Raw genomic sequence first — 23643 nt, 5'->3', positions numbered from 1 at the left:
TTCGATTTGCAGTAACTTTAGATAAGTTACGCTGCATCTCAACAATAAAAACAAAAAAATCCTTTTTTATTTTGTATTGTCTTCGATTTGCAGTAACTTTGCAGTCTGAAATTATATAGAAATGAGAAATCTATCCAATGCCGAACTGGCAAAAATACTTGATAAAGACATTTTTCATCTTATATCACAGGCAGCAGACAGCTTGGGACTGGAATGCTATGTGGTAGGCGGATATGTGAGAGACCTTTTCCTGGAACGGCCTTCCAATGATATTGACGTTGTGGTGGTGGGAAGCGGCATACAGGTGGCTTCTGCTCTTAAACAGAAACTGGGCAGGAAGGCTCATCTGTCTGTATTCCGCAACTTTGGCACTGCACAGGTGAAGTATCGTGATATAGAGGTCGAGTTTGTCGGTGCACGTAAAGAGAGTTATAATCACGATTCGCGCAAGCCCATTGTGGAGGATGGAACGCTCGAGGACGATCAGAACCGTCGTGACTTTACCATCAATGCGCTGGCTGTTTGTCTCAACAGCAATCGCTTTGGTGAACTGGTTGATCCCTTTGATGGAGTCTATGACCTGGAAGACGGAATTGTGGCAACACCACTTGATCCAGATATTACCTTCAGCGATGATCCTTTGCGCATGATGCGTTGTGTGCGCTTCGCCACTCAGCTCAACTTTCAGATAGAGGACGAAACCTACGAGGCACTCTCGCGCAATGCCGACCGACTGAAGATTATCAGCGGTGAGCGCATAGCCGACGAGATGAACAAGATTATGCTTTCGCCTCATCCCAGTTGTGGATTCTATTATCTCAAGGATACAGGGCTTCTGCAGCTCATCATGCCCGAACTTTGTGAACTTGACAAGGTGGAGACACGTTGCGGTCGCTCGCATAAGAACAACTATGACCATACGATGGAGGTGCTCGAAAATGTTTGCCGTCAAACCTCTAACCTCTGGTTGCGTTGGGCTGCCTTGCTTCATGACATAGGTAAACCACGCAGCAAGCGATGGGACAATCAGGCAGGCTGGACTTTCCGTAACCATAATGTCGTGGGAGCCAGAATGATTCCTTCGATGTTCCGTCGCATGAAGTTGCCCATGGATGCCAAGATGAAATATGTGCAGAAACTCGTAGAGTTGCACATGCGCCCTATTGTTATTTCCGACGAGGAAGTGACCGACAGCGCTGTGCGTCGACTTCTGAACGATGCCGGCGATGATATTGACGACTTGATGACACTTTGCGAAGCCGACATTACCAGCAAAAACCAAGTGCGCAAACAGCACTTCCTGGATAATTTCCGCTTGGTGCGCGAAAAGATTGCCGACTTGAAGGTGCGCGACTACAAGCGACTGTTCCAGCCTTGTATAGATGGCAGGGAAATCATGGAAATGTTCCATTTGGGCTCCTGTCCTGAGGTAGGAGCGCTGAAGCAGACTCTCAAGGACGCTGTGCTGGACGGCAAGGTGGCCAATGAGCGTGAGCCCCTTATGGAATTGCTTATGCAGAAAGCCAAGGAGCACGGACTGATAGAGTAACTGGCTTTTCCGTAAGAGATAGTTGGAAAAGAAAATTTCCACAGTTGGAAAAATAAAAAAGCAGGAAATGCCCCTCGTCTTCTGTTACTGAGCTTCGTCACCTATAAAGACCAGACTTGGCCTTAATAGATGACCAGACTTGGTCTTAATAGATGACCAAGCGCGGTCATAATAGACGACCGGTGTTGGCCTTAATAGATGGCAAGATTAGGCTTAATAGGCTCCTTACATGAGGAAAACTCTAAATACAAAATAATTAATGTTAAAATACACTTGGCAAATGTACAATATTGCTATAATATTAGTAATTTTGCACCGCCTTTAAAAACTCTATTGATATTTTGAGTTTTCGACATAAGAAAGTCAGATTACTTGTAAAAAGGCAATGACAATGTGCTGTAGTGGCATGTTGAATAACAGATTAATAATAACAATTGTATTTAAATAAATAGGTATGAAGATTAAAAACGTTTTGTTTGTTGCAGCTCTTGCAGCTCTCGCAACTTTAACATCATGTGGCGGAAGCAAGAAGGGCGGTCTGCCTAACTTCGGCGATGATGAGTTTGCTGTAGTGACTATAGGAACTACCAGCGCCGCTTTGCAGACTACTTATCCTGCTACAATTAAAGGTATTCAGGATGTAGAGGTTCGTCCGAAAGTTTCGGGTTTCATAACAAAGGTGTTTGTACATGAGGGTCAGACTGTTTCTGCAGGTCAGCCTCTTTTCTCTATCGACAGCGAGACTTATCAGGCTGCCGTTCGCTCTGCTGCAGCAGCTGTGAATACAGCGAAGGCACAGGCTAACACAGCTAAGTTGACTTACGAGAACAACAAGAAGCTCTTCGACAGCAAGATTATCGGTCAGTATGAACTTTCTACTGCAGCCAACAGCTATGCTACAGCTAAGGCTCAGGTAGCGCAGACTGAGGCGGCTTTGGCTTCAGCTCGCGAGCAGTTGACTTGGTGTACTGTTACCAGTCCTTCTGCAGGTGTTGTTGGCAGCTTGCCTTTCAAGGTAGGTGCTTTGGTAAGCGCTTCAGGTCCAGCTCTTACTACAGTTTCCAACATCAGCACCTTGGAGGTGTTCTTCTCTCTCTCTGAGTCTCAGATTTTGAATATGTCTAAGACCAATGGCAGTATTCAGGCTGCCATTGCCGCATTCCCTGCAGTTAAGTTGCAGTTGGCTGACGGCTCTGTCTATAATCACCCAGGTAAGGTTGTCAAGATGAGTGGTGTCATCGATGCTGCCACTGGTTCTGTATCTCTTATCGCTCATTTCCCCAACCCAGAGAAGCTGTTGAAGAGCGGTGGCGCCGGTTCTATCATTGTTCCTAACGACAACAACAGCGCTATCGTCATACCTCAGGAGGCTTGCTCACAGGTTCAGGACAAGATCTTCGTTTACATCGTCACCAAGGACAACAAGGTGAAGTATTCTGAGATCAAGGTGAATCCACAGGATGACGGCAAGAACTATATCGTAACTTCTGGTCTTCACATAGGCGACCGTGTGGTAGTAAAGGGCATTACCAAGTTGACCGATGGTCAGCAAATCAAGCCTATCACCGTAGAACGTTACAATCAGAAAATTGCTGAGGCTGCCAAGATGGCTGAGTCGCAGGATAATGCACATGAGTTTGCAAAAACCATGAGCGGTAAGTAAATTATAAATAATCAACAAGAATAAAAGAATGAACGTGTGTGATTCCTGCAACGGAAGAATGCATGATACATTATAATTTATAATTTAAAACAAGATTATGACATTTACAAACTTCATAAAGCGCCCAGTGCTTTCGACGGTGGTTTCCATCTTCTTCGTCTTGCTGGGTACCATTGGCTTGATATCGCTGCCTATTGAGCAGTACCCGAATATCGCGCCGCCTACCATCTCGGTGTCTACCACCTATCAGGGTGCTGATGCTCAGACGGTATTGAATTCAGTCATCGCTCCTCTGGAGGAGAGCATCAACGGTGTGGAGAACATGACCTATATGACATCTTCTGCGTCAAACTCAGGTTATGCCAGCATCACCGTTTACTTCAAGCAGGGCTCCGACCCAGATATGGCTGCGGTCAACGTGCAGAACCGTGTGTCCCAGGCACAGTCATTGCTGCCAGCCGAGGTTACCAGGGTGGGTGTCACCGTTACCAAGCGTCAGAGCTCCAACGTGATCATGTTCGCTCTGACCACAGACGATGGCCGTTACGACGACCAGTTCGTTACCAACTACGCCTTGATCAACGTCGTTCCTCAGTTGAAGCGTATCAATGGTGTGGGTGATGTGCAGAGTCCTTCTACCCGTAACTACTCTATGCGTATCTGGCTGAAGCCAGAGAAGATGAAGGAGTTCGGATTGGTTCCTTCTGATATTTCGCAGGCTTTGGCAGAGCAGAACATCGAGGCTGCCCCCGGTAGCTTTGGTGAGAGCTCTGATATGCAGTATGAATATACTTTGCGTTACAAGGGTCGTTTGAAGACTCCTATCGAGTATGAGAATATCTTGATCAAGAGTAATACATCTGGTCAGACTCTCCGTCTCGGCGAAGTTGCCAAGATAGAGTTGGGCGGTTTGCAGTATAACGTCAACTTGCTCAATGATGGTCAGCCCGCTGTGATGGGTATGGTTCAGCAGATTGCCGGTTCCAACGCTACCCAGATTGCAAGCGATGTGAAGAAGACGTTGGATGAACTGGAGAAGAGTTATCCTCCAGGACTGAAGAACGTCATCCTGATGGATGTTACCGAGTTCTTGTTCGCATCTATCGAGGAGGTTATCTTCACCTTGATCATCACCTTGGTATTGGTGTTCATCGTGGTGTATATCTTCTTGCAGGACTTCCGTTCTACGCTGATTCCTATGATTGCCGTGCCAGTGGCTTTGGTTGGTGCGTTCTTCTTCCTTTGGGTATTCGGATTCTCCATCAACTTGCTGACGCTGTCCGCCCTGCTGTTGGCTATTGCGATTGTGGTCGATGATGCCATCGTGGTAGTAGAGGCGGTTCATGCCAAGCTCGATCAGGGTTACAAGAGTGCCCTGACAGCATCTATCGATGCGATGAACGAAATCTCTGGCGCCATCATCTCTATTACATTGGTGATGTCTGCCGTGTTCGTTCCTGTATCATTCATCGGTGGAACATCTGGTTACTTCTATCGTGAGTTCGGTGTTACCATGGCGGTGTCAATCGTCATCTCTGCTGTCAATGCGTTGACTTTGTCTCCTGCTCTTTGTGCGGTGTTATTGAAACCACATGATGATGAGCATGGCGAGAAGAAGTTGTCGCTTATCGACCGCTTCCATGCTGGGTTCAACTATCAGTTTGATAAGATTACCAATAAATATAAGAAAGGTGTAAAGTGGGTTATCGGTCATGGCATTATCGCTGGTAGCTTGGTGGCTGTCAGCATCGTGGGCTTGGTTGCCCTGATGGGTACTACCAAGACTGGACTTGTGCCAGATGAGGATACTGGTACAATCTTCGCTTGTATCTCTACCGCTCCTGGTACAACTCAGGAACGTACCGCCCAGGTGGTACAGCAGGTGGACAAGATGCTGGCTAACAACCCTGCCATCGCAACCCGTAATGCCATCATGGGTTATAGCTTTATTGGTGGTACTGGTTCTAACCAGGGTACTATCATCGTCAAACTGAAGCCATTCGAGGACCGTCCTGGCGGATTCTTCCATCGTATTAAGGAGGCTTGTACCGGTGGCGGTATTGAGGCGCTGTTTGTTAACCCTATGGAATATTCTTCTGTGTTGGGTATGATCTACAAGCAGACTGCCACGATCAAGGATGCACAGGTTCTGGCCTTCGCTCCACCTATGATTTCCGGTTTCTCAGTACAGAATGGTATTACCATGACTATGCAGGATAAGACGGGTGGCGATCTGAACAGATTCTATACCAACGTGAAGGCTTTCTTGAAGGAACTGAATGCCCGTCCTGAGATTCAGACTGCGCAGACACAGTACAACCCTAACTATCCTCAGTACATGGTGGATGTGGATGTTGCCAAGACCAAGCAGGCCGGTATTTCTCCATCTTCAGTGTTGGCTGTGATGCAGGGTTACCTCGGTGGACTTTATGCATCCAACTTCAATGCCTATGGTAAGCTCTACCGTGTCATGATTCAGGCTGGACCTGAGAACCGCATGCATCCAGACGACTTGAATAAGATTTATGTACGTTGTGCTGATGGAACTATGTCTCCAGTGAGCGAGTTCGTGAACTTGAAGAAGATTTATGGTCCATCCAACATCACACGTTTCAACCTCTTTACCTCAATGGATGTGTCTGTAACTCCTAACAGCGGCTATTCTACCGGTGACGGTATGAAGGCTATTGCCGAGGTGGCTAAGCAGACATTGCCAGAGGGTTATGGTTATGAATACTCTGGTCTGACACGTTCGGAGGCAGAGTCAAGCAACTCTACTGGTCTTATCTTCGCACTCTGTATCGTATTCGTTTACTTGATTCTGAGTGCTCAGTACGAGAGTTACATCTTGCCTCTGTCGGTAGTGTTGTCTATCCCATTCGGTTTGGCAGGTGCTTTCGTCTTCACCAACCTCTTCGGCCATTCCAACGATATCTACATGCAGATTTCGTTGATTATGTTGATCGGTCTGTTGGCAAAGAACGCCATCCTGATTGTGCAGTTTGCCCTTGAGCGTCGTCGTACGGGTATGGCTATTAAGTATTCTGCCATCTTAGGTGCCGGAGCCCGTCTCCGTCCTATCTTGATGACCTCTCTGGCGATGATCATTGGTCTGCTGCCTCTGATGTTCGCTTCAGGTGTAGGCAAGAATGGTAACCAGACTTTGGGTGCTGCCGCTGTAGGTGGTATGTTGATCGGTACAATCTGTCAGATCTTCGTCGTCCCAGCTCTCTTCGCCGTCTTCGAGTGGTTGCAGGAGAAGCTTACTCCTTTGAAGTTTGAGGACGAGTTCAATGCCGAGGCTGTCTCAGAGTTGGAGCAGTATGCCAATGCTGCTCATCGCAGAAAAGGTATCGAGAAGAAGTAATAACGTTGTAACTTCAAACGAAACAATGAAAAAGAATTTAAATATTATCATATTGGGTCTCGCAGCGCTCTCATTGAGCAGCTGCAAGACTCTCTACGGAAAGTATGAGCGTCCTGATGTGAAAACTAATGGTATCGTACGCGATTCAGCTTCTATATCCGATACGTTGGCTGTGAAGGATACTACATCATTTGCCAATATTCCTTGGCGCAGCGTTTTCACCGATCCGCAGTTGCAGACTCTTATCGAGAAGGGACTTGCCAATAACGCCAATCTCCTCAATGCTGCTTTGAACGTAAAGATGGCTGAGGAGCAGTTGAAGTGTGCCAAGTTGGCTTTCATACCTTCTTTTACATTTACCCCACAGGGAACCATCTCTTCTTGGGACGGTAACAAAGCGACAAAGACCTATAGTCTGCCAGTGAATGCGTCATGGAGTGTTGACCTCTTTGGCAATCTTCTTTCACAGAAGCGTGGTGCTCAGATGGCCCTGTTGCAGATAAAGGACTACCAGGTGTCTGTACAGACGAACCTCGTTGCGAATATTGCCAATATGTACTATTCGCTCCTCATGCTCGACAAGCAGCTTGAGATAGTGAACGATATGGAAGGTCTTACCAAGGACACATGGCAAACAATGCAGTTGCTCAAGGATGCCAAGATGGGTTATCGCTCAACATCGGTGCAGGCAGCAGAGTCTAACTATTACTCTGTTCTTGCACAGAGAGCAGACCTGAAGCGGCAGATTCGTGAGACAGAGAACTCGCTCAGCCTTCTTCTTGGCGAGCAGGCTCATGCCATCGCACGGGGCAAACTTGATAATCAGAGTCTTCCTGCCAACTTCTCTACAGGAGTAGGTTTGCAGTTGCTCAACAATCGGGCTGACGTACATGCAGCCGAGATGAACTTGGCGCAGTGCTTCTATGGAGTGGAGACTGCCCGCAGCAAGTTCTATCCTTCTATCACTATTTCTGGTGCTGGTGCCTTTACCAACTCAGCTGGAGCTGGTATTGTAAATCCTGGAAAGTGGCTTCTCTCTGCTGTGGGTTCACTTGTTCAGCCTATCTTCCAGAATGGAAGACTCATTGCTGGACTCAAGGTGGCTAAGATGCAGTACGAGCAGGCTTACAACACTTGGCAGGATGCAGTGTTGAAGGCTGGCAGCGAAGTAAGCAATGCCCTCGTACTCTATAACTCTTCCGACGAGAAGGGAAGAATCGAGGCACAGCAGATTGAGGTGCTCAAGCAGAACGTAGAAGACACCCGTAAGTTGATGGGCGAGGCTGGTGGTTCTTATCTTGAGGTTATCCAGGCACAGTCATCATTGCTCAATGTACAGCTCTCCAAGGTGGCTGACGACTTCTACAAAATGCAGGCTGTGGTCAACCTATACTATGCATTGGGTGGTGGAGCCAAGTAATGTTAAGTGTTAAATGTAAAATGTTAGATTATTATGGCAAGTATAATCAGTCCAAAGGCAGAGGTTTCTCCAAAGGCTAAGATAGGAGACAACTGCAAGATATATCCATTCGCCTATATTGAGGACGATGTGGTTATCGGTGACAACTGTACCATCTATCCATTCGTGAGCATCATGAATGGAACTCGCATGGGTAATAATAATAAGGTGTTCCAGGCTGCCGTTATCGCTGCCCTCCCACAGGATTTCAACTATACTGGTGAAGAGAGTGAAGTAGTGATTGGCGATAACAATACTATCCGTGAGAATGTGGTTATCAACCGAGGTACTCACAAGGGTGGTAAAACAGTGCTTGGCAACAGCAACTTTCTTATGGAAGGTGCCCATATCTCTCACGATACCGTGATAGGCAACAGTTGCGTGTTCGGTTATGGAACCAAGATAGCTGGCGACTGTGTGATAGGTAATGGCGTCATCTACTCTACATCTGTAGTAGAAAATGCCAAGACCAGAGTTGGCGACTTGGCGATGATACAGGCAGGAACAACTTTCTCCAAAGATATTCCACCTTATATTATTGCGGGTGGTAAGCCTGTGAAGTATGCGGGTCCTAACAGCATTATCATGGAGGCTGCCGATATAGACGTGAAGGTTCGCAAGCATGTAGCTAATGCTTATCGACTTGTCTTCCACGGTCAGACATCTCTCTTTGATGCCATCAATCAGATCAAGGATCAGGTGCCAGACGGAGAAGAAGTGCGCAATATCATCAAGTTCCTCGAAAGTACAGAGAAAGGTGTCATCACCAAGATGTAAGTTGCGAAAGTTATAATAAACGATTTTTTCTTTATACACAAAGGGAGGGTTGCCCCATGGGGTGACTCTCCTTTCTTGTGTTAATGTCTATTAAACTTTCGTTTATTCGCACATTTTTTTGTTACTTTGCACCAAATTTGGAATATTATACCCTTTTGGTAAATGAGAAAGAAACAATATAAACCCAGCAGTCACCGAGGATTGCAGGTGGTAACTCTATGTATAAGCACCGCCATGGTGCTCGTGTTGCTCGGACTGGTCATATTCTCCGTACTTATGGGAAGAAATCTCTCCTCCTATGTGAAGGAGAACCTTGTCGTGTCCGTGATGCTTGAACAGGATATGACCAATTCTGAGGTCGTTCAGATGTGCAAACAGCTGAAAGCCAAGCCTTATGTCAAGTCAATCAACTATATTTCGAAGGCGAAGGCTCTTAAGGAGGCTACTCACGATCTTGGAGTAAACCCCAGTGAGTTTGCCGGAGTCAATCCTTTCCAGCCTTCTATCGAGTTGACAGCACAGGCCGACTATGCCAATAATGACTCTCTGAAATGGGTGGCCAAGGAACTGAAAGCCTATCCACGTGTTACAGAGGTGTCTTACCAGCATGACCTGATAGAGCAGGTGAATCAAATGCTGACCAAGATAAGCATAGGATTGCTCATCGTGGCGGCTCTCCTCACGTTTATATCTTTCTCGCTGATCAACAATACCGTAAGGCTCGGCATTTACGCCCGACGTTTCTCGATACACACGATGAAACTTGTTGGAGCCTCTTGGGGATTCATCCGACGTCCCTTTGTGAATAGGGCCATACTGATTGGATTGTTGTCGGCATTGATTGCCAACGGCTTTTTGGGAGGCAGTCTTTATGCATGGTATGTGCATGAGCCAGAACTGCTCATGGTGATGGGATGGCAGGAACTTGCCATAACGGGTGGTTCAGTTTTCCTTTTTGGAGTCATCATTACTGCCATCTGTGCCAGCATCTCTGTCAACAAATTCCTCAAGATGAAGGCTGGCGACTTGTATAAGATTTAGAATATCGAACATTACACATTATTAATATATATATAATAAATGGATAAGAAGAATTTAGCATTCGGCAAAGTAAACTTCATCCTCTTGGCTGTGGGGATGGCTATAGTCATCATCGGTTTTCTCTTGATGAGCGGATCTGGCTCAGACGAGCATACTTTCGATACCGATATCTTCAGCACACGCCGTATCGTAGTAGCACCAGTAGTTACTCTGTTTGGGTTTCTTTCTATTATTTATGCTGTCATTCGTAAGCCAAAAGACAATAAGTAATATTTATATCCCGATACATACACATTATTCAATAATAAAAAATAGTATTTATCAATGAATTGGTTTGAAGCCTTGGTGTTAGGTCTTATTCAGGGACTTACAGAATATCTGCCAGTTAGTAGTAGCGGTCATTTGGCTATTGGTGCCTATATGTTTGGTATTGACGGTGAGGCTAATCTGGGTTTTACTATCTTGGTGCATGTAGCAACAGTCATGAGTACTTTGGTAGTACTTTGGAAAGAAATCGACTGGATTTTGAAAGGACTCTTTAAGTTCCAGATGAACGAGGAGACTAAGTATGCGCTTAATATTGTAGTCTCCATGATTCCTGTTGGCGTCGTTGGAGTCTTCTTCAAGGATGAAGTAGAAAAAATCTTCGGTTCTGGACTGCTCATAGTAGGATGCATGTTGCTCGTAACTGCTCTGGTCCTTGCTTTCTCTTATTATGCTAAACCACGTCAGCGTGAGAACATAAGCCTTTGGCATGCGTTTGTCATTGGTCTGGGCCAGGCTTTGGCTGTTTTGCCAGGTCTTTCCCGCTCAGGTACAACCATCGCAACAGGTCTTCTGTTGGGCAATAAGAAGGAGAAGATGGCACAATTCTCTTTCCTCATGGTCATTCCTCCCATACTTGGCGAGGCGTTGCTCGACCTAATCAAAGGACTGAAAGGAGAGGAAACACTTGGAGGTGTTGACACCTTGCCTATGATTATTGGCTTTGTGGCTGCCTTTATTTCAGGCTGTCTTGCCTGCAAATGGATGATCAATATTGTTAAGAAAGGCAAACTCATTTACTTTGGCGTCTATTGTACCATAGCAGGTTTAGCCACCATTCTTTTCTCTCTTCTTTAATAAGTAACGACAAATCTTTTGCCAGACATGAATTTCCAGACAGGAGAAATCATTGCCATCGACAAACCTTATCGTATGTCAAGTTTTGGGGCTTTGGCACATATCAGATACGTACTTTCTAAGTTTTTGCACCATAAGGTGAAGATAGGACATGCAGGTACGCTCGACCCTTTGGCTACAGGCGTGCTCGTGCTTTGCACAGGAAAGAAGACCAAGGAGATAGAACAGCTGCAGACTCATACTAAGGAGTACACGGCGACACTTCAGTTGGGAGCCACGACAGCCAGCTATGATCTTGAACATACGGTCGATCATACTTATCCCACCCGTCATATTACTCGACAGCTCATAGAGGAAACGTTGCCTCAGTTTGTCGGTGACATTCAGCAGGTGCCGCCTACTTATAGTGCTGTCAAGGTCAATGGCGACAGAGCCTATGCCTTGCGCAGGGCGGGAGAGAATGTGACGCTCAAACCAAAGAGCGTTCGTATAGACGAGATAGAACTTACCCATTACGACGACGAGACCAAGCAACTCGGTTTGCGCGTAGTATGTGGTAAGGGAACTTACATACGCTCCTTGGCTCGCGACTTAGGTCGGGCACTTGGAAGCGGAGCCTTTCTTACTGAGTTGAGAAGAACCCGAGTGGGCGACTTTACTGTCGACAACTGTGTGAGTTTCGAAAATTTCAGGGAATGGCTCGAACAACAGGAAATAGAAGACATCCATCAAGTTTGATATTTCCAGAATAGTAATAGAATATAATTAGTAACCATTAGAAAGGAGACAAATATAACATGAAACTGTCACAATTCAACTTTAAGTTGCCTGAGGCACAAGTGGCGCTTTATCCCCACAAGACCAAGCGTATCGTCAAGACATCTACCGGAGAGGAACGTACCTTTGAGGTAACCCGTCGTGATGAGGCGCGTATGATGGTTCTACACAAAAAGTCGGAAACCATAGATATGTACCGCAAGGATGCTAACGGAAATCCTATCGAAGGCGAGTTTATTGAGTTCAAGGACATCGTCAACTATTTCGATGAGGGAGATACGTTTGTATTCAACAACACCAAGGTGTTCCCTGCACGACTCTATGGTACCAAGGAGAAGACCGATGCCAAGATTGAGGTGTTCCTGCTCAGAGAGTTGAATGAGGAGATGCGACTCTGGGATGTGCTCGTAGAACCAGCCCGTAAGATTCGTATAGGAAACAAACTCTTCTTTGATGATGTCAACGAGATGGTGGCTGAGGTAATCGACAATACCACCAGCCGTGGACGTACTCTTCGCTTCCTCTATGACGAGGACGGTCAGCACGATGTTTTTAAGCGCTCACTTTTTGCATTGGGCGAGGCTCCATTGCCACGTTATATTATTGACAATCGCGAGGTACACCATGCCACAGAGGAAGATATGGAAGACTTTCAGTGCGTGTTTGCTGAGAAGGAAGGTGCTGTAACAGCGCCAGCCACAGGGCTTCATTTCTCGCGCGAGCTCATGAAACGTATGGAAATCAGAGGCATCAACTCTGCATTTATTACCTTGCATTGTGGATTGGGCAACTTCCATGAAATCGAGGTGGAAGACCTTACCAAGCACAAGATGGACTCCGAGCAGATGCATATCGGCAAGGAGGCTTGCGCACTGGTCAACGACACCAAGCGTGCCGGTCATCATGTTTGTGCCATCGGTACAAGTGTGGTCAAGGCTACAGAGACTGCGGTGGGTACAGATGGAATGATGAAGGAGTTTGACGGATGGACCAATAAGTTTATCTTCCCTCCTTATGAGTTCGGACTGGCCGATTGCATGGTGGCCAACTTCTATCATCCAGAATCTACACTGATGATGAGTACTGCTGCATTTGGAGGTTACGACCTTGTATATGAAGCCTACATGAAGGCTTTGAAGAATGGCTATATGTTTGGTTGCTTCGGCGACTCTCTGCTCATTCTCAACGACTAATCTTTGTGATAGTCGAGGCTGTTAATGACTTCGTTTCCTTTTAGGCGAAGCATCGTTCAATAACATATTTATGTATACATGCATAGAGTATATCTGAGTCTCGGATCCAATTTAGGCAACCGCAAGCGTAACATCCGCGAGGCTCTTGAAAAGATAGGAGAGCTGATTGGTGACGTAGATCGCCAGTCAGCTCTATACGAAACTAAGCCGTGGGGCTATTCTTCGCCCAACGACTTTATCAATGCATGTGTCTGTGTGCTCACTCCTTTGGCGCCTCGCCAGTTGCTTGAGGCTACTCAGAAGGTGGAGCAAGAGATGGGCCGTACGCTCAAGTCGGTGAATGGTGAATATCACGACCGGATTATAGATATTGACATTCTTCTGTATGATGATCTTCACATCGATCAGCCCGACCTGAAAATTCCTCATCCCCTGATGGAGGAAAGAGATTTTGTCATGATTCCTTTAAGGGAAATCATGTCTCTGTAATAGAATTACCATAGGAAAAATATTAAAATAGGAAGATATATGGAAGAGACTAGTAAATTGCAAGTGTTGAAATGCCCGGCATGCAATGCTAAGCTAACATACTTCTTTGAATTTGAGCAGGTTATAACATGCCCTGTTTGTCATAACCGTATGAATAGCCATGTACTTCAGACGGTTGAAGCGCACATGCCTTTGCGTTATGTGTCGCCTACCATTGATGTAGATGGTTTTAAGCACTTGATGGCGCAAACTTTGGTTGATATCGACTTTGTTCCATGCGATGTTTTCCAGGCCATCGATGCCAAGGAGGTATTCTGTATCTATCTGCCTATGTATCTTTATGAGGGTACCTATCAGGTGGCTTGGAGCGGAATTGGTCCAGATCAACAGCAACTTAATGGGAATGCTAAGGGTAAGTTGGCTTATTTATACTTAGCCAATGATAGAAAAGGTGATCTTCCAAAGGAACTTCGCGATTTTACCACTTGTTTGCCTTACGATGCTGAGGCTTTGAGTTCTTTCGAGGCTGGGCACATCGATGCAACTGATAGTCATGTTCTCGCAACCTTGTCTACAATTACTGCTGAGGCAGTGTGGAAGAAGTGGGGAACGAAATTAACAGATAAGCTGGCAAAAAGTACGGTGCATGACCAAATAGGTAACCAAAAGGTTCGCAAGTTGAAGATTTCTCCCACTGTTGAACTGACCAATCTGGGAGAGCCTCTCTTTGTACCTTTCTATTTCTCTTATTACACATATAACAATCGTCGCTATTGTTTTATAGCTGACGGTCAGGGTAAGCACCTGTCTTATAATAATCCCATTGATAAGCGTGAGAGTAGTTATGCGAGAAACTGTAAGGTTCTCATGCTCATCGTAAAATGGATGTGGATGTTGGCAGTGTTGGTATGGGCTGTTTACGACTATCGTTTAGCCATGGGGTATTTGGTAGCTTGGGCTATATGTAAGGTTGTTGTTGATAGGGTGCTGAAACTGCAAATAGCCCGTAGATTAAAACGCTCCAAGGAAACACGTCAGGCTGATGCAGACCTGTTTTTAGGAATATAGTCGCTAATTATCTAATTAGGGCTTCTATGTTTATGGGTGTGCGAGTCTTAGATCCCTTTCATTTGCTTCTTCCAAAGTGGCATGACGTGAATGTCGTTAATATCTTTGCAAGATTCTTGTTAATATTATATGCTGTTGGTTGAAATATTGGTGTATACTTTCAGGTTTCCTTTATAGGGGAAAGAAAATGATTGAAAATTTCCTTTATAAAGGAAACTTTAGTGTGGAGTCTTCTTTATAGGTGATGCCCTTTTGTTTCCCCAATAAGTATTTTTATGCTTGAAAGGATGACTAAAACTTGTTTCTTCTTGTCATTCTTTTCTTCTTTTCTACTATTCTTAACAACTCATATCATCTAATGCATAAACACATCTGTTTTTATCTTTTTTGAAAAATATTTTGGAAAAAGTTTTGAAGTTCCATTTATTTCTTGTACTTTTGCACATATATCCCATGCCGATAGCTGTAGAATGCATGAATAATGCAGGGGACAGCAAGGGAGTGGGACAAATATAAATTTGGAAGGGCGTTTGCTACGCGCTTGTTCATGACAAACTGAAACCTGAGAAATTTCAAATCATCGTCAAGAACATGGCAACTGGCAGATGTCACGTTGTGTGATTATATCATGATGTATATAATTCATATCGGCGTGGGGTCTGTGGTTGCTCGTTCAGCGATGATGGGTAATCTCAGGACCTCAGTTTGTAGAACGGGTAACTAGGCATGATCCCCGCTTTTTCTTTTTTATGTTATAACTGTTCTAAATCTATGCCTAATAATAAAAGGCCTGTCTCTTTGTTTAAAGGACAAAACAAAGGAGTTAACTCTCCTAAAAGTGGCATACAAAATGTAGCCATGTCTCCCTATAATATACATAATGGGGTGACCCCTACTTATGTTTCAAAGCAGAGTGCAAAATGCTCTATAGACAATATAAAAACCGCCTCTTCTGCAGCAAATGTGGAAGAGGCGGTTTGGTTTTTGATGAGGGCTGCGTATGGACAAGAGAAGAAAGCAAAGGATTTTTTGGAGGCGAAAGGAATTGAGGTATTCTTGCCAATGCAGGAAAAATGCTTTGTGCAGAATGGCAAGCGCAAATGTAAGCAAGTTTCCCTAATCCCCAATTTCTTGTTTGTGAAGAGTACGGAGGCGGAATTGAAAAAGTTTGTGGGTAGAGGCGAACTTGACTTCTTGCATCATTATTATGTACCACACAAAGATGAAAACGGAAAAATGATAGGCAAGAAAGGCATCAAGCCATTGATAATACCAGAAAAACAAATAAGTCTTTTTGTCAAGTGGAATGCAGTAGAAGAAGAGGATAAGTTGTTTGTTCCTGATGACAAGTTCAACTTTACGAAAGACGACAAGGTGAAAATTACGAAAGGAAAGTTTGTTGGCTTCGAAGGTAAGGTTTGTCGAATCAAGGGACAAGCAAGGGTAGGTTTGATAATAGAAGGAGTAGGAACTATATTTACAACTTATATCCCAAAAGACTATTTGGAAAAGTGTACTGATTATTAACAATATTCAAAATCTAACTTTATGAGAAATTTAAGACATCTATTCTTTTTGGTTACCGTCTTGCTGTCTCTGCCATTGTGTGCACAGACTGAAGATGATGCAAGAAATGCTGCAATGAACTTCTTGCAGAAGAGAAAAGCGGTATCTAATGTTAAGTTGACTTCTGTAACGGTCAGCGAGAGTGGTAATTATGCAAAATCTATTGGAGGTAATAGCGCAAGCTCTTCGCAAGAGTCAAGTGTCTATGCTTTCAATGCTGAGGGAGGTGGTTTTGCTTTGGTTTGTACAGGCAATGGCAATACTACTATCGCTGGTTATTCTGATACAGGAAGTGTGGATGCTGCCAATGTACCAGATGCAATGAAAAGTTGGCTGAAGGGGTATCAGCAGGCTATGGCTAAATCTACGACTTTGGGTACAAAAGAACCTTCTTGGGACGGACCAACAGTGAAGCCTGTAGCTCCTTTGCTTAAGACACAATGGGGACAATCTGCTCCATTCAACAGTAAGTGTCCTTCCAATGGTAAGCAAACAGCGTTAGTAGGTTGCGTGCCTGTTGCTTTGGCGCAAGTTCTCAATTACTATCACCAAGACAGAAAAGGTGGAGGAAGTCTTTATTATGCACATCTCGATTCGGAGACGGAATATGATATAGACTATTCTACAACAACCTATGATTGGAAGAATATGCTCAATACTTATGATGACAATGCTACAAAAACCCAAAAGGATGCTGTCGGCAAATTGATGTTGGAGTGTGGCATTGCAAGTAAGGCTACTTATGGGTATACCTCGACATCTGCAAACATTCCATTTGTGGCACTCAATAAATACTATAACTTTGACTGTATGTTTGTGCCTCGTGATTATATTTATTCTTGGGATATGTTTACGGAGAGTGATTATTATATCTCAACGAAGAAATGGATGAGTATGATTCAGGAAGAGTTGGAGGCTGGTCGTCCTATCATCTATTCTGCCACAGACTTGGAGGGAGGTGCTGGAGTCATAATTGACCCTCGAACAAGTCATTGCTTTGTATTGGATGGTATTGATGAACAAAATTATGTTCATGTCAATTGGGGATGGGCTGGATCTATGGATGGATATTATGATGTAGCTATTCTCAATCCTGGAATTTCCTTTAATTATGAGCAAGGATTTCGTTGTCAGCACGAAATGATTATTGGCATTCAGCCTCGTTCGACAGATTACAAGGAAGTAGTCTATCAAGCTTTTGTTCCTTATGATTGGGTGACCAGTCGAGGAGATGCGGTGGAAAGTAAACCAAACACAGGCTTGGCAACATTGTCTTCTGCGGACGTCTCTGCTCAAAGTTCTACCTCTGATGTCATTACCTCTAAGTCTAAGATGTATTATCATCTGATTCGTAATTCTTATGACAGCAAGCAAACGTATTTTACTACAGTTTTGACCAAGGATGGTAATATCGTGAAAATATTACCTGGAGGATACTACAATCAAAGTGTTTCTGGTTTCCCTAATATTAACCGATGGAATCTGGTGCATGGCTTTAGTAAGGTGCCTGTTGGATTGGATGATGGTGTATATGACATTCGTGTTGCCTATCAGGACGAGAGCGGAAAAACTCTCTTGTGTCCAGCTCCAAAGCAGATTATTCCAACGATGGAGATTGTCAACAATGGCGCAGGAATGATTATTCGTGGAATAGAGGGTGATGATATTGATGGCTCTTTGACAATACAGAATATTGCCCCTGCAAGTGAGATTTATGCAAAGACCGCTTTCTACCTTAGTCTTACAGGAAAGGGCTATTCCAATGGTACTACTTTGTATTTCAGAAATGTAGAGACAGGAAAACTTTATAAGAATTCAGAGGCTTCTTCTTTCCATCATATTTATGATGATTATACTTCTACTATCATTACCAAGTGTGTGCCTAAGAATGTGGACAATAGTTTCTCAATGCCTGCTGGTCGATACAAAATAGAGTTGCCGGAAGATGAAAAAGATGTAACCTTGGCAGGAAATTTCTATATTGATGTACAAGAGCAACCTGCTTATCCTATCCTTGATGGCAACAATTTGGCTTATGCAAGTTATTCTACCTATAAGGCAGACGATGTGAAGGCTCATGGGTGCAACTACATTCCGAACAATACACTGTTGAAATTGATTACTCCTCAATATAGTTATGCAAATAAGAATGAAGATCCTGTGAGAATGAATGTCTATATGATTAACAAGGATACTGGTGATGAGAAATTGCTTGCTGTAGACAATGAATGGGTGCCAAAACAGAGTATCACCTTGAATCGCTTCTTCTTCCCACTTACAGGTAATTATGAATTTAGATGCAGATATGTAACTCCTAATGGAGAACGTGTAGGTTTGATGCCATCTGAGTATTATAAGCACGACGATGCGCACAGCTATACATTCTATTATGAAGATAAAAATATAACAGATTATTTCCAGTTGGTTTCAGCTAAGGTTGCAAGCAATTCTACGAGAAGTTCTGGCTTGGCTCTTCAGTTGGGCTTGAAGAGTTTTGGCAGTTATATGGTCTCTGGAGCAACATTGACAGGTTTGTTCTATAATGAGAAGTCTGGCGAGTTGATTTCTGAAACCTTGGAAAATATAGACATACCAGCAGGAGAGACCGCAAATGTGGTGTTGTCTTCAAGTCTTGACCCAAATGAAAAATATGAAGTAACCCTTCTTTTACAAAAATATACTTGGCAAGGAAGGGGCTATTTACTGAATGAAGATTTAACGATAGCTCGTTTGTCGCTTCAAGGTAATACACTGACGGGTATTGATAATGTAAAGGCTTCAGGTGCTAATGGCATATTTAAGGATGGAGAGCTTATTACAGTTTATGATTTGAGTGGTAAGGTTATCCAAAAAGTCATAGCTTCAGAACAATGTCTGCCAAAATTGATGTCTCAGATTCCTTCAGGAACTTATATCTTGAAGTCTGCATCAAAGACCATAAAGTTTAGGAACTAATTTAACTAAAGTTTCCTTCCCCTATGAATTATAGGGGGTGGGAAACTTTAGGTAACGTATATTTTGTATTTGATGGAAAAACAATCTTTCCAAAATATCTATAAGCATCAAGGGATAAGCGAGCAAGTTAACTTGCAGCGAGAAGAGGAAGAAATTCATGTCTCTTCTTGTCCGAATTGTGGGGGGATGATAAGCTCGGATATGCGCTTCTGTGAAGAGTGTGGCTATTCACTTCTTGCAAGAGACTGTCCTTGTTGTCATAAACCTGTAAGTGCAGGAATGGCATTGTGTCCGCATTGTATGCACCCGGTCAATGCAACTCGTTGTTCTTTTTGTGGAGAACCGAAAGAGGCAGATGACCTCTTTTGCCCTAATTGTGGAAATCCGTCAAAGGGTATCGAGTGCCCTCAATGCAAGACCTTGAACTTTAGAAGCTTTTGTAGAGTATGTAATACTCCTCTCAACGAGATGGCACGTCAGGCTATTGAGGAGGCGAAGAATGATCCTCGTATGCAAAAGGTATGGAAGTTGGCGATGGAGTTGGCGGATATGCAAGATAGCATTTTGTTTGCATCAGAAAAGGATGAGATGGATGATGGGGCTATCGACGTGCTAAGCGATGATGATAAGGAACTTTTGAATAAATATCGTAATCTGTTTTCTCATTTAGGAAAAGCGCCCATTTCCAACAATGATAAACCAATCCTCGAAGAGCATAGTGCCCCAAAAATAAAGAAGCCAAGTCCTAAACTGCATAAATGTAGTCCTTCTGTGGAGGATTTGCGTAGGAAAATAGAAGAAATGAAAGCTGCTATGGCATCCATTTTTCCGGATACTAATGCCACTCCAGAAGTGCAACGTAATTTTATCTGTGCAAGAAAAATACAGATAAGTGAAAAAGTAAAGAGTTGTTGGGTTTGCAACTATTGTGGTTGTAGGCATAACCAACCATCCGAGTGCGTAAGAGAGGAACTTGGTGGAGAGTGGGAGTATCGAACCAAAATCACAGAAGCAGAAATCTTGACTTGATAATTACTAATCTTTAAGCATAATTAAAATGAATCCTTCGAATGAAATGAACACGATGGTGCCAGGTGCTACAGCGATACCTGACGCAACCTCAGTGCCAGAAACTACGGCGATTCCTGAAGCAACAGCAGTCCCAATGTCGGAGACTGCTATTCCTAATGCTACAGCCGTTCCTAATGCGACGGCTGTTCCAGGTGGAACAAGTGATGTTGTTCCTACGGCTCCAAAGGAAGAACCAAAGTTTGAAACGATAGAATTGGTGAGTATGGGACAGGATAGTCCCAAGCAGTATACGTATGAAAAGTTGTTGTCTGCAAGTTCAGGCGAAGCTTTTGTCTATTTGGTAAAGCGAAAAGACGAATTTTTCGTATTGAAGATATATAAGCCTAATCGCCATCCTAATCATGATGTGTTGGAAGAGATTATGACTAAGACAAGAGGAGCAGACAGCCCTCTCGTTGGCATTTATTCCCATGGCTTGTGGACAGACCCTAAAACGGGTTGGACACATGACTTTGAGGTGATGCAATATTGTGAAGGTGGCTCGTTGGCTGAGGTAAGCTTTAAGGGAAAGGAAGACGAGTTTAAGCGTGTTGCTTTGGAAATGGCAATCGCTATAGACTTCTGTCATCGCCATCATATCTTGCATCGGGACGTAAAGCCTGGCAACTTCTTGTATGTGGACAAGGAACACAAACACTTGGTCTTGGCGGATTTCGGTATAGCCATGATGCTGGATGATGAAGGAAATATGATTTATGACAAGCGTCGCCAACTTATAGAGGAAGCTCGCTCGGTAGTCTATGCTGCTCCTGAAATGTATATGCAGATGCAGAGCTTTTCGCCAGTGGTGACCACTAAGGCTGACTTCTATTCCTTGGGTATGACACTTGTCGCCCTGTGGAAAGGTGAAGGCTTCTTGATAGGAAAGGAGCAGGAACTTGTGACTATGAAGCAAGAGAACAAACTTCCTTATCCTACTCTTCAGGAAATATCCGAGCACACGCTTTCGCTTATGATGGCATTGACACGTAATAATGTGAAGGATCGTGCAGGTATGGCTGAGATTGAGGAATGGGCAAAAGGCAAGGTAATATTCCAAATCAATCCTAACGGACGTACCGATTTCCGTATCCCGTTCAATGTAAAAGAGGGATTGGTGGCAAATAGCTTGCAGGATTTGGCAAAGATGATGGGTGAGAACCCAGATTTGGCAAAACGTTATCTGTATCAAGACCAGATAGGCAGTTGGCTGAAAGAATACGATATGTTCCCTGAGGCTGCGAGATTAGAGGAGATAACGGAAAACATTTATCCTGACAATAGAGATTCGGGATTGTATGCGGCACGGTTGGTTATAGACCCAGATACTCCTTATGTAGGTAAGGAGGGAAAGGTTGTGCCTCTGAGTCAAATAGGTGAGGAAATATATGCTCATTTTGCGGAATACTGCGAGGAACTTAAAGATGAGCAGCATATCTTGTGGGTATATTTGCATACTGTTGTGGGGCAGGACTCTTTGCCTTCTTCGCCAGAGGATGTTTTGGAAAAACCTTTGGTATATACAGCATTGCTGATGTATCGCTTGACACCTGGTCTTCCTTATCTGCTGTATCGCTTACCTCCAGAACTCCCTGTTCTGGAAAATCCGAATGCCGAAAAGGTAATCGAAATCAATAGTCTTGACGAACTCTTGTCAAAGGTAAATGACTTAACGACCGAAGAAGCGAAAAGGTTGCTCGAACCTGATTTTATGGCTTGGTTGTCAGAACGAGACTTGGCGAAGTTCATGATGGTTAAGAGTAAGTTAAGTGAATATGAGAACGCTGCGGATTCCGTCAAAGGATGGTTGATGCTTTATACGATAGCGTTTGACTGTGGCTTTGACTTCAAGAAAGTAAATGAAGGATCGGAACTGGTGACACCTTCTGATTTTGCGGAGCTATTGGTAAAAGAATATGATAATCAAGACGTTCTTTTTGTATGTAACTATGAGGGACAGCTTATTAGTCATATAGATGAGAAACGCTTGGACGCTTATTTCTATTCTCGTCCAAAATATGCAAAGTATCCTAACTATATTTGCGAGTGCCTGGACTTAAAGTCTGCGTCAAATTCTAAACGTTATGGTCCTTATAATGAAGAATTGGCAAGAATGAAGGCTGTTACGGGTATATCTGGAAAGGTGCCTACGATAACTGTTGCTAAAGTGAAGTTTAGCTCGTTGAATGATATAGATAGTCACTTTATGGATGTGTTCAATATGTCGGAGAAGGAGCAGAACAGGTTGGCAGATTGGTGCGCTTTGTTCTTCCAGGAGGATCCTTTTACAGATTATAAGAAACGTTCCTATTATGACTTGACATGGGATTATTACAAGTTTATATCTTCCAAACTAACGAGTAGCAAGTATTACAAGCAAGGTTTGCTTGCTGATTCGAAAGTGAATGGTGCAAAAGAACGCATGGAGAGGCAATGGGATAAACTGGAGCCTCTCAAGAAGATAACGAAAAATTTTTGCATTTTGCCTCTTGTGGTTATCAGTATTGTCTTTGCTGTTCTTTCTCTTTATGCAGGCAAGTCATTCTTTGATGTGGTCATGGTCGATGTCGGTGAGGGAGTGGGCTTTATCGCTGCGATTATCGTAGGTATCATTGGACTGTATCTTGCAAGTTGGCCTGGTGGCTTGATCGGTGCTCTCTTAGGTTACTTTATCATTTCATGGTTCTGTAGGACATTCGGTTTCTTGTTCCCATGGGTGATGGTGGCTTATTGTTGGTACTTGGCATACCAAGCATACCACATGGTCAAGAATGGATTTGTAAAAGATATTGATCCTGACGACGCAAAACTGATAGATGCAGGAAAACGTGTGATAATGGGAGAAGCTTTCGACTCTAAGAAAAAACTCTTGGGCGATAGTGAGGACTATCCTGTAAATGTGTATCGTGAAAGTGCCAATGTTGCGGAGAGTAGCCGTCCTAAGTTGTATAAGAAAGCAATGGTATTGTTCGCTTTGGCTCTTGGTTCGTTACTATTATGCTTCGTCATTGGAAGTAAGGCTGTGCAAAAGCATAGTCATGACAAGTATGTGGCAGAAATGGAGGCAAAGGCGGAAGCAGAGAATGCCGAGAGCCTTCAAGATACTCCTTATAACGAGGCTGAGGATAAAGTGGAAGCTGAGAAGGAAGAAACTTCTACTTTGGGGGAAGAAATGTTCTTGCAGAGAATGTGTGGAACCTATGAATTTCAAAATGACGGCAAATATACACTTGTTGTTGATATTACTGACGATAGGAAGAAAGTCTTGGCAGATTTGACGATAGAGGGGGACGAGACCACATCCTATAAATTGCAGGCAGAGGTCAACCCAGATGACAAAGAAAATTATATATTCTATGTCTTGGATGAAAATGGAGCAAAAATGGACAATGACTATTATGAGATGAAGTTCTATGAGCCAAAGGAAAGCAATATGACTATAGAATATAACCACAAGAAAGATGGTGTTGAGACCAACAGTGGAATACTCTCTAAAGTGAAGGATCCGCAAGGTAATAGCGTGGAGTAAAACTCTTTTGGAAAAGT

Annotated in this window: 16 protein-coding genes; all 16 read left to right on the top strand. The window is 43.8% G+C overall.

Annotation, left to right across the window (positions count from 1 at the left end):
* Window positions 1-121: 121 nt before the first annotated feature.
* The 16 genes from F7D20_RS05215 to F7D20_RS05140 all read left to right on the top strand — a co-directional run bounded on the left by F7D20_RS05215 (window position 122) and on the right by F7D20_RS05140 (window position 23626).
* Window positions 122-1549, top strand: coding sequence for a CCA tRNA nucleotidyltransferase (locus F7D20_RS05215; RefSeq protein WP_158463135.1), 1428 nt, complete (start codon window positions 122-124; stop codon window positions 1547-1549).
* A gap of 454 nt (window positions 1550-2003) precedes the next feature.
* Window positions 2004-3212: an efflux RND transporter periplasmic adaptor subunit gene (locus F7D20_RS05210; protein ID WP_158463134.1), complete on the top strand. Its 1209-nt coding sequence runs from the start codon at window positions 2004-2006 to the stop codon at window positions 3210-3212.
* 97 nt (window positions 3213-3309) lie between these two features.
* Entirely contained in the window at window positions 3310-6579 is a 3270-nt protein-coding gene (locus F7D20_RS05205) for an efflux RND transporter permease subunit (protein WP_158463133.1), read from the top strand.
* Window positions 6580-6604: 25 nt separating this feature from the next.
* Window positions 6605-7999 carry an efflux transporter outer membrane subunit gene (locus F7D20_RS05200; protein WP_158463132.1) on the top strand — a complete coding sequence of 465 codons (1395 nt, stop codon included), beginning with the start codon at window positions 6605-6607 and terminating at the stop codon, window positions 7997-7999.
* Between the two features lie 33 nt (window positions 8000-8032).
* Window positions 8033-8815 carry an acyl-ACP--UDP-N-acetylglucosamine O-acyltransferase gene (lpxA, locus tag F7D20_RS05195; protein ID WP_022251823.1) on the top strand — a complete coding sequence of 261 codons (783 nt, stop codon included), beginning with the start codon at window positions 8033-8035 and terminating at the stop codon, window positions 8813-8815.
* A gap of 162 nt (window positions 8816-8977) precedes the next feature.
* Window positions 8978-9856 carry a cell division protein FtsX gene (locus F7D20_RS05190; protein ID WP_158463131.1) on the top strand — a complete coding sequence of 293 codons (879 nt, stop codon included), beginning with the start codon at window positions 8978-8980 and terminating at the stop codon, window positions 9854-9856.
* 39 nt (window positions 9857-9895) lie between these two features.
* The gene (locus F7D20_RS05185) at window positions 9896-10126 is read left to right on the top strand and encodes a DUF3098 domain-containing protein (RefSeq protein ID WP_022251825.1); all 231 of its coding nucleotides are present in this window, start codon (window positions 9896-9898) and stop codon (window positions 10124-10126) included.
* Window positions 10127-10180: 54 nt separating this feature from the next.
* Window positions 10181-10978: an undecaprenyl-diphosphate phosphatase gene (locus tag F7D20_RS05180; protein ID WP_158463130.1), complete on the top strand. Its 798-nt coding sequence runs from the start codon at window positions 10181-10183 to the stop codon at window positions 10976-10978.
* Window positions 10979-11005: 27 nt separating this feature from the next.
* The gene (truB, locus tag F7D20_RS05175) at window positions 11006-11716 is read left to right on the top strand and encodes a tRNA pseudouridine(55) synthase TruB (protein ID WP_158463167.1); all 711 of its coding nucleotides are present in this window, start codon (window positions 11006-11008) and stop codon (window positions 11714-11716) included.
* A gap of 59 nt (window positions 11717-11775) precedes the next feature.
* Window positions 11776-12948: a tRNA preQ1(34) S-adenosylmethionine ribosyltransferase-isomerase QueA gene (gene queA / locus F7D20_RS05170; RefSeq protein WP_158463129.1), complete on the top strand. Its 1173-nt coding sequence runs from the start codon at window positions 11776-11778 to the stop codon at window positions 12946-12948.
* Between the two features lie 78 nt (window positions 12949-13026).
* The gene (folK, locus tag F7D20_RS05165) at window positions 13027-13437 is read left to right on the top strand and encodes a 2-amino-4-hydroxy-6-hydroxymethyldihydropteridine diphosphokinase (RefSeq protein WP_158463128.1); all 411 of its coding nucleotides are present in this window, start codon (window positions 13027-13029) and stop codon (window positions 13435-13437) included.
* Window positions 13438-13587: 150 nt separating this feature from the next.
* Window positions 13588-14505 (top strand): hypothetical protein, encoded by a 918-nt coding sequence (locus tag F7D20_RS05160; RefSeq protein WP_158463127.1) that lies wholly within the window; start codon window positions 13588-13590, stop codon window positions 14503-14505.
* A 771-nt stretch (window positions 14506-15276) separates the two neighbouring features.
* Complete coding sequence (locus F7D20_RS05155; protein ID WP_194253500.1) at window positions 15277-16032, top strand: UpxY family transcription antiterminator; 756 nt, start codon at window positions 15277-15279, stop codon at window positions 16030-16032.
* A gap of 21 nt (window positions 16033-16053) precedes the next feature.
* A complete protein-coding gene (locus F7D20_RS05150) occupies window positions 16054-19026 on the top strand; it encodes a thiol protease/hemagglutinin PrtT (protein WP_158463125.1) in 2973 nt (990 codons plus the stop codon).
* A gap of 72 nt (window positions 19027-19098) precedes the next feature.
* The gene (locus tag F7D20_RS05145) at window positions 19099-20055 is read left to right on the top strand and encodes a zinc ribbon domain-containing protein (RefSeq protein ID WP_158463124.1); all 957 of its coding nucleotides are present in this window, start codon (window positions 19099-19101) and stop codon (window positions 20053-20055) included.
* 28 nt (window positions 20056-20083) lie between these two features.
* Window positions 20084-23626 carry a protein kinase domain-containing protein gene (locus tag F7D20_RS05140; RefSeq protein WP_158463123.1) on the top strand — a complete coding sequence of 1181 codons (3543 nt, stop codon included), beginning with the start codon at window positions 20084-20086 and terminating at the stop codon, window positions 23624-23626.
* Window positions 23627-23643 lie beyond the last annotated feature (17 nt).

The sequence above is a fragment of the Segatella copri genome, from assembly GCF_009495355.1.
GTDB lineage: Bacteria > Bacteroidota > Bacteroidia > Bacteroidales > Bacteroidaceae > Prevotella.
The sequence above is the reverse complement of the archived record's forward strand: the minus strand, read 5'-3'. Positions and strand labels throughout refer to the sequence as shown.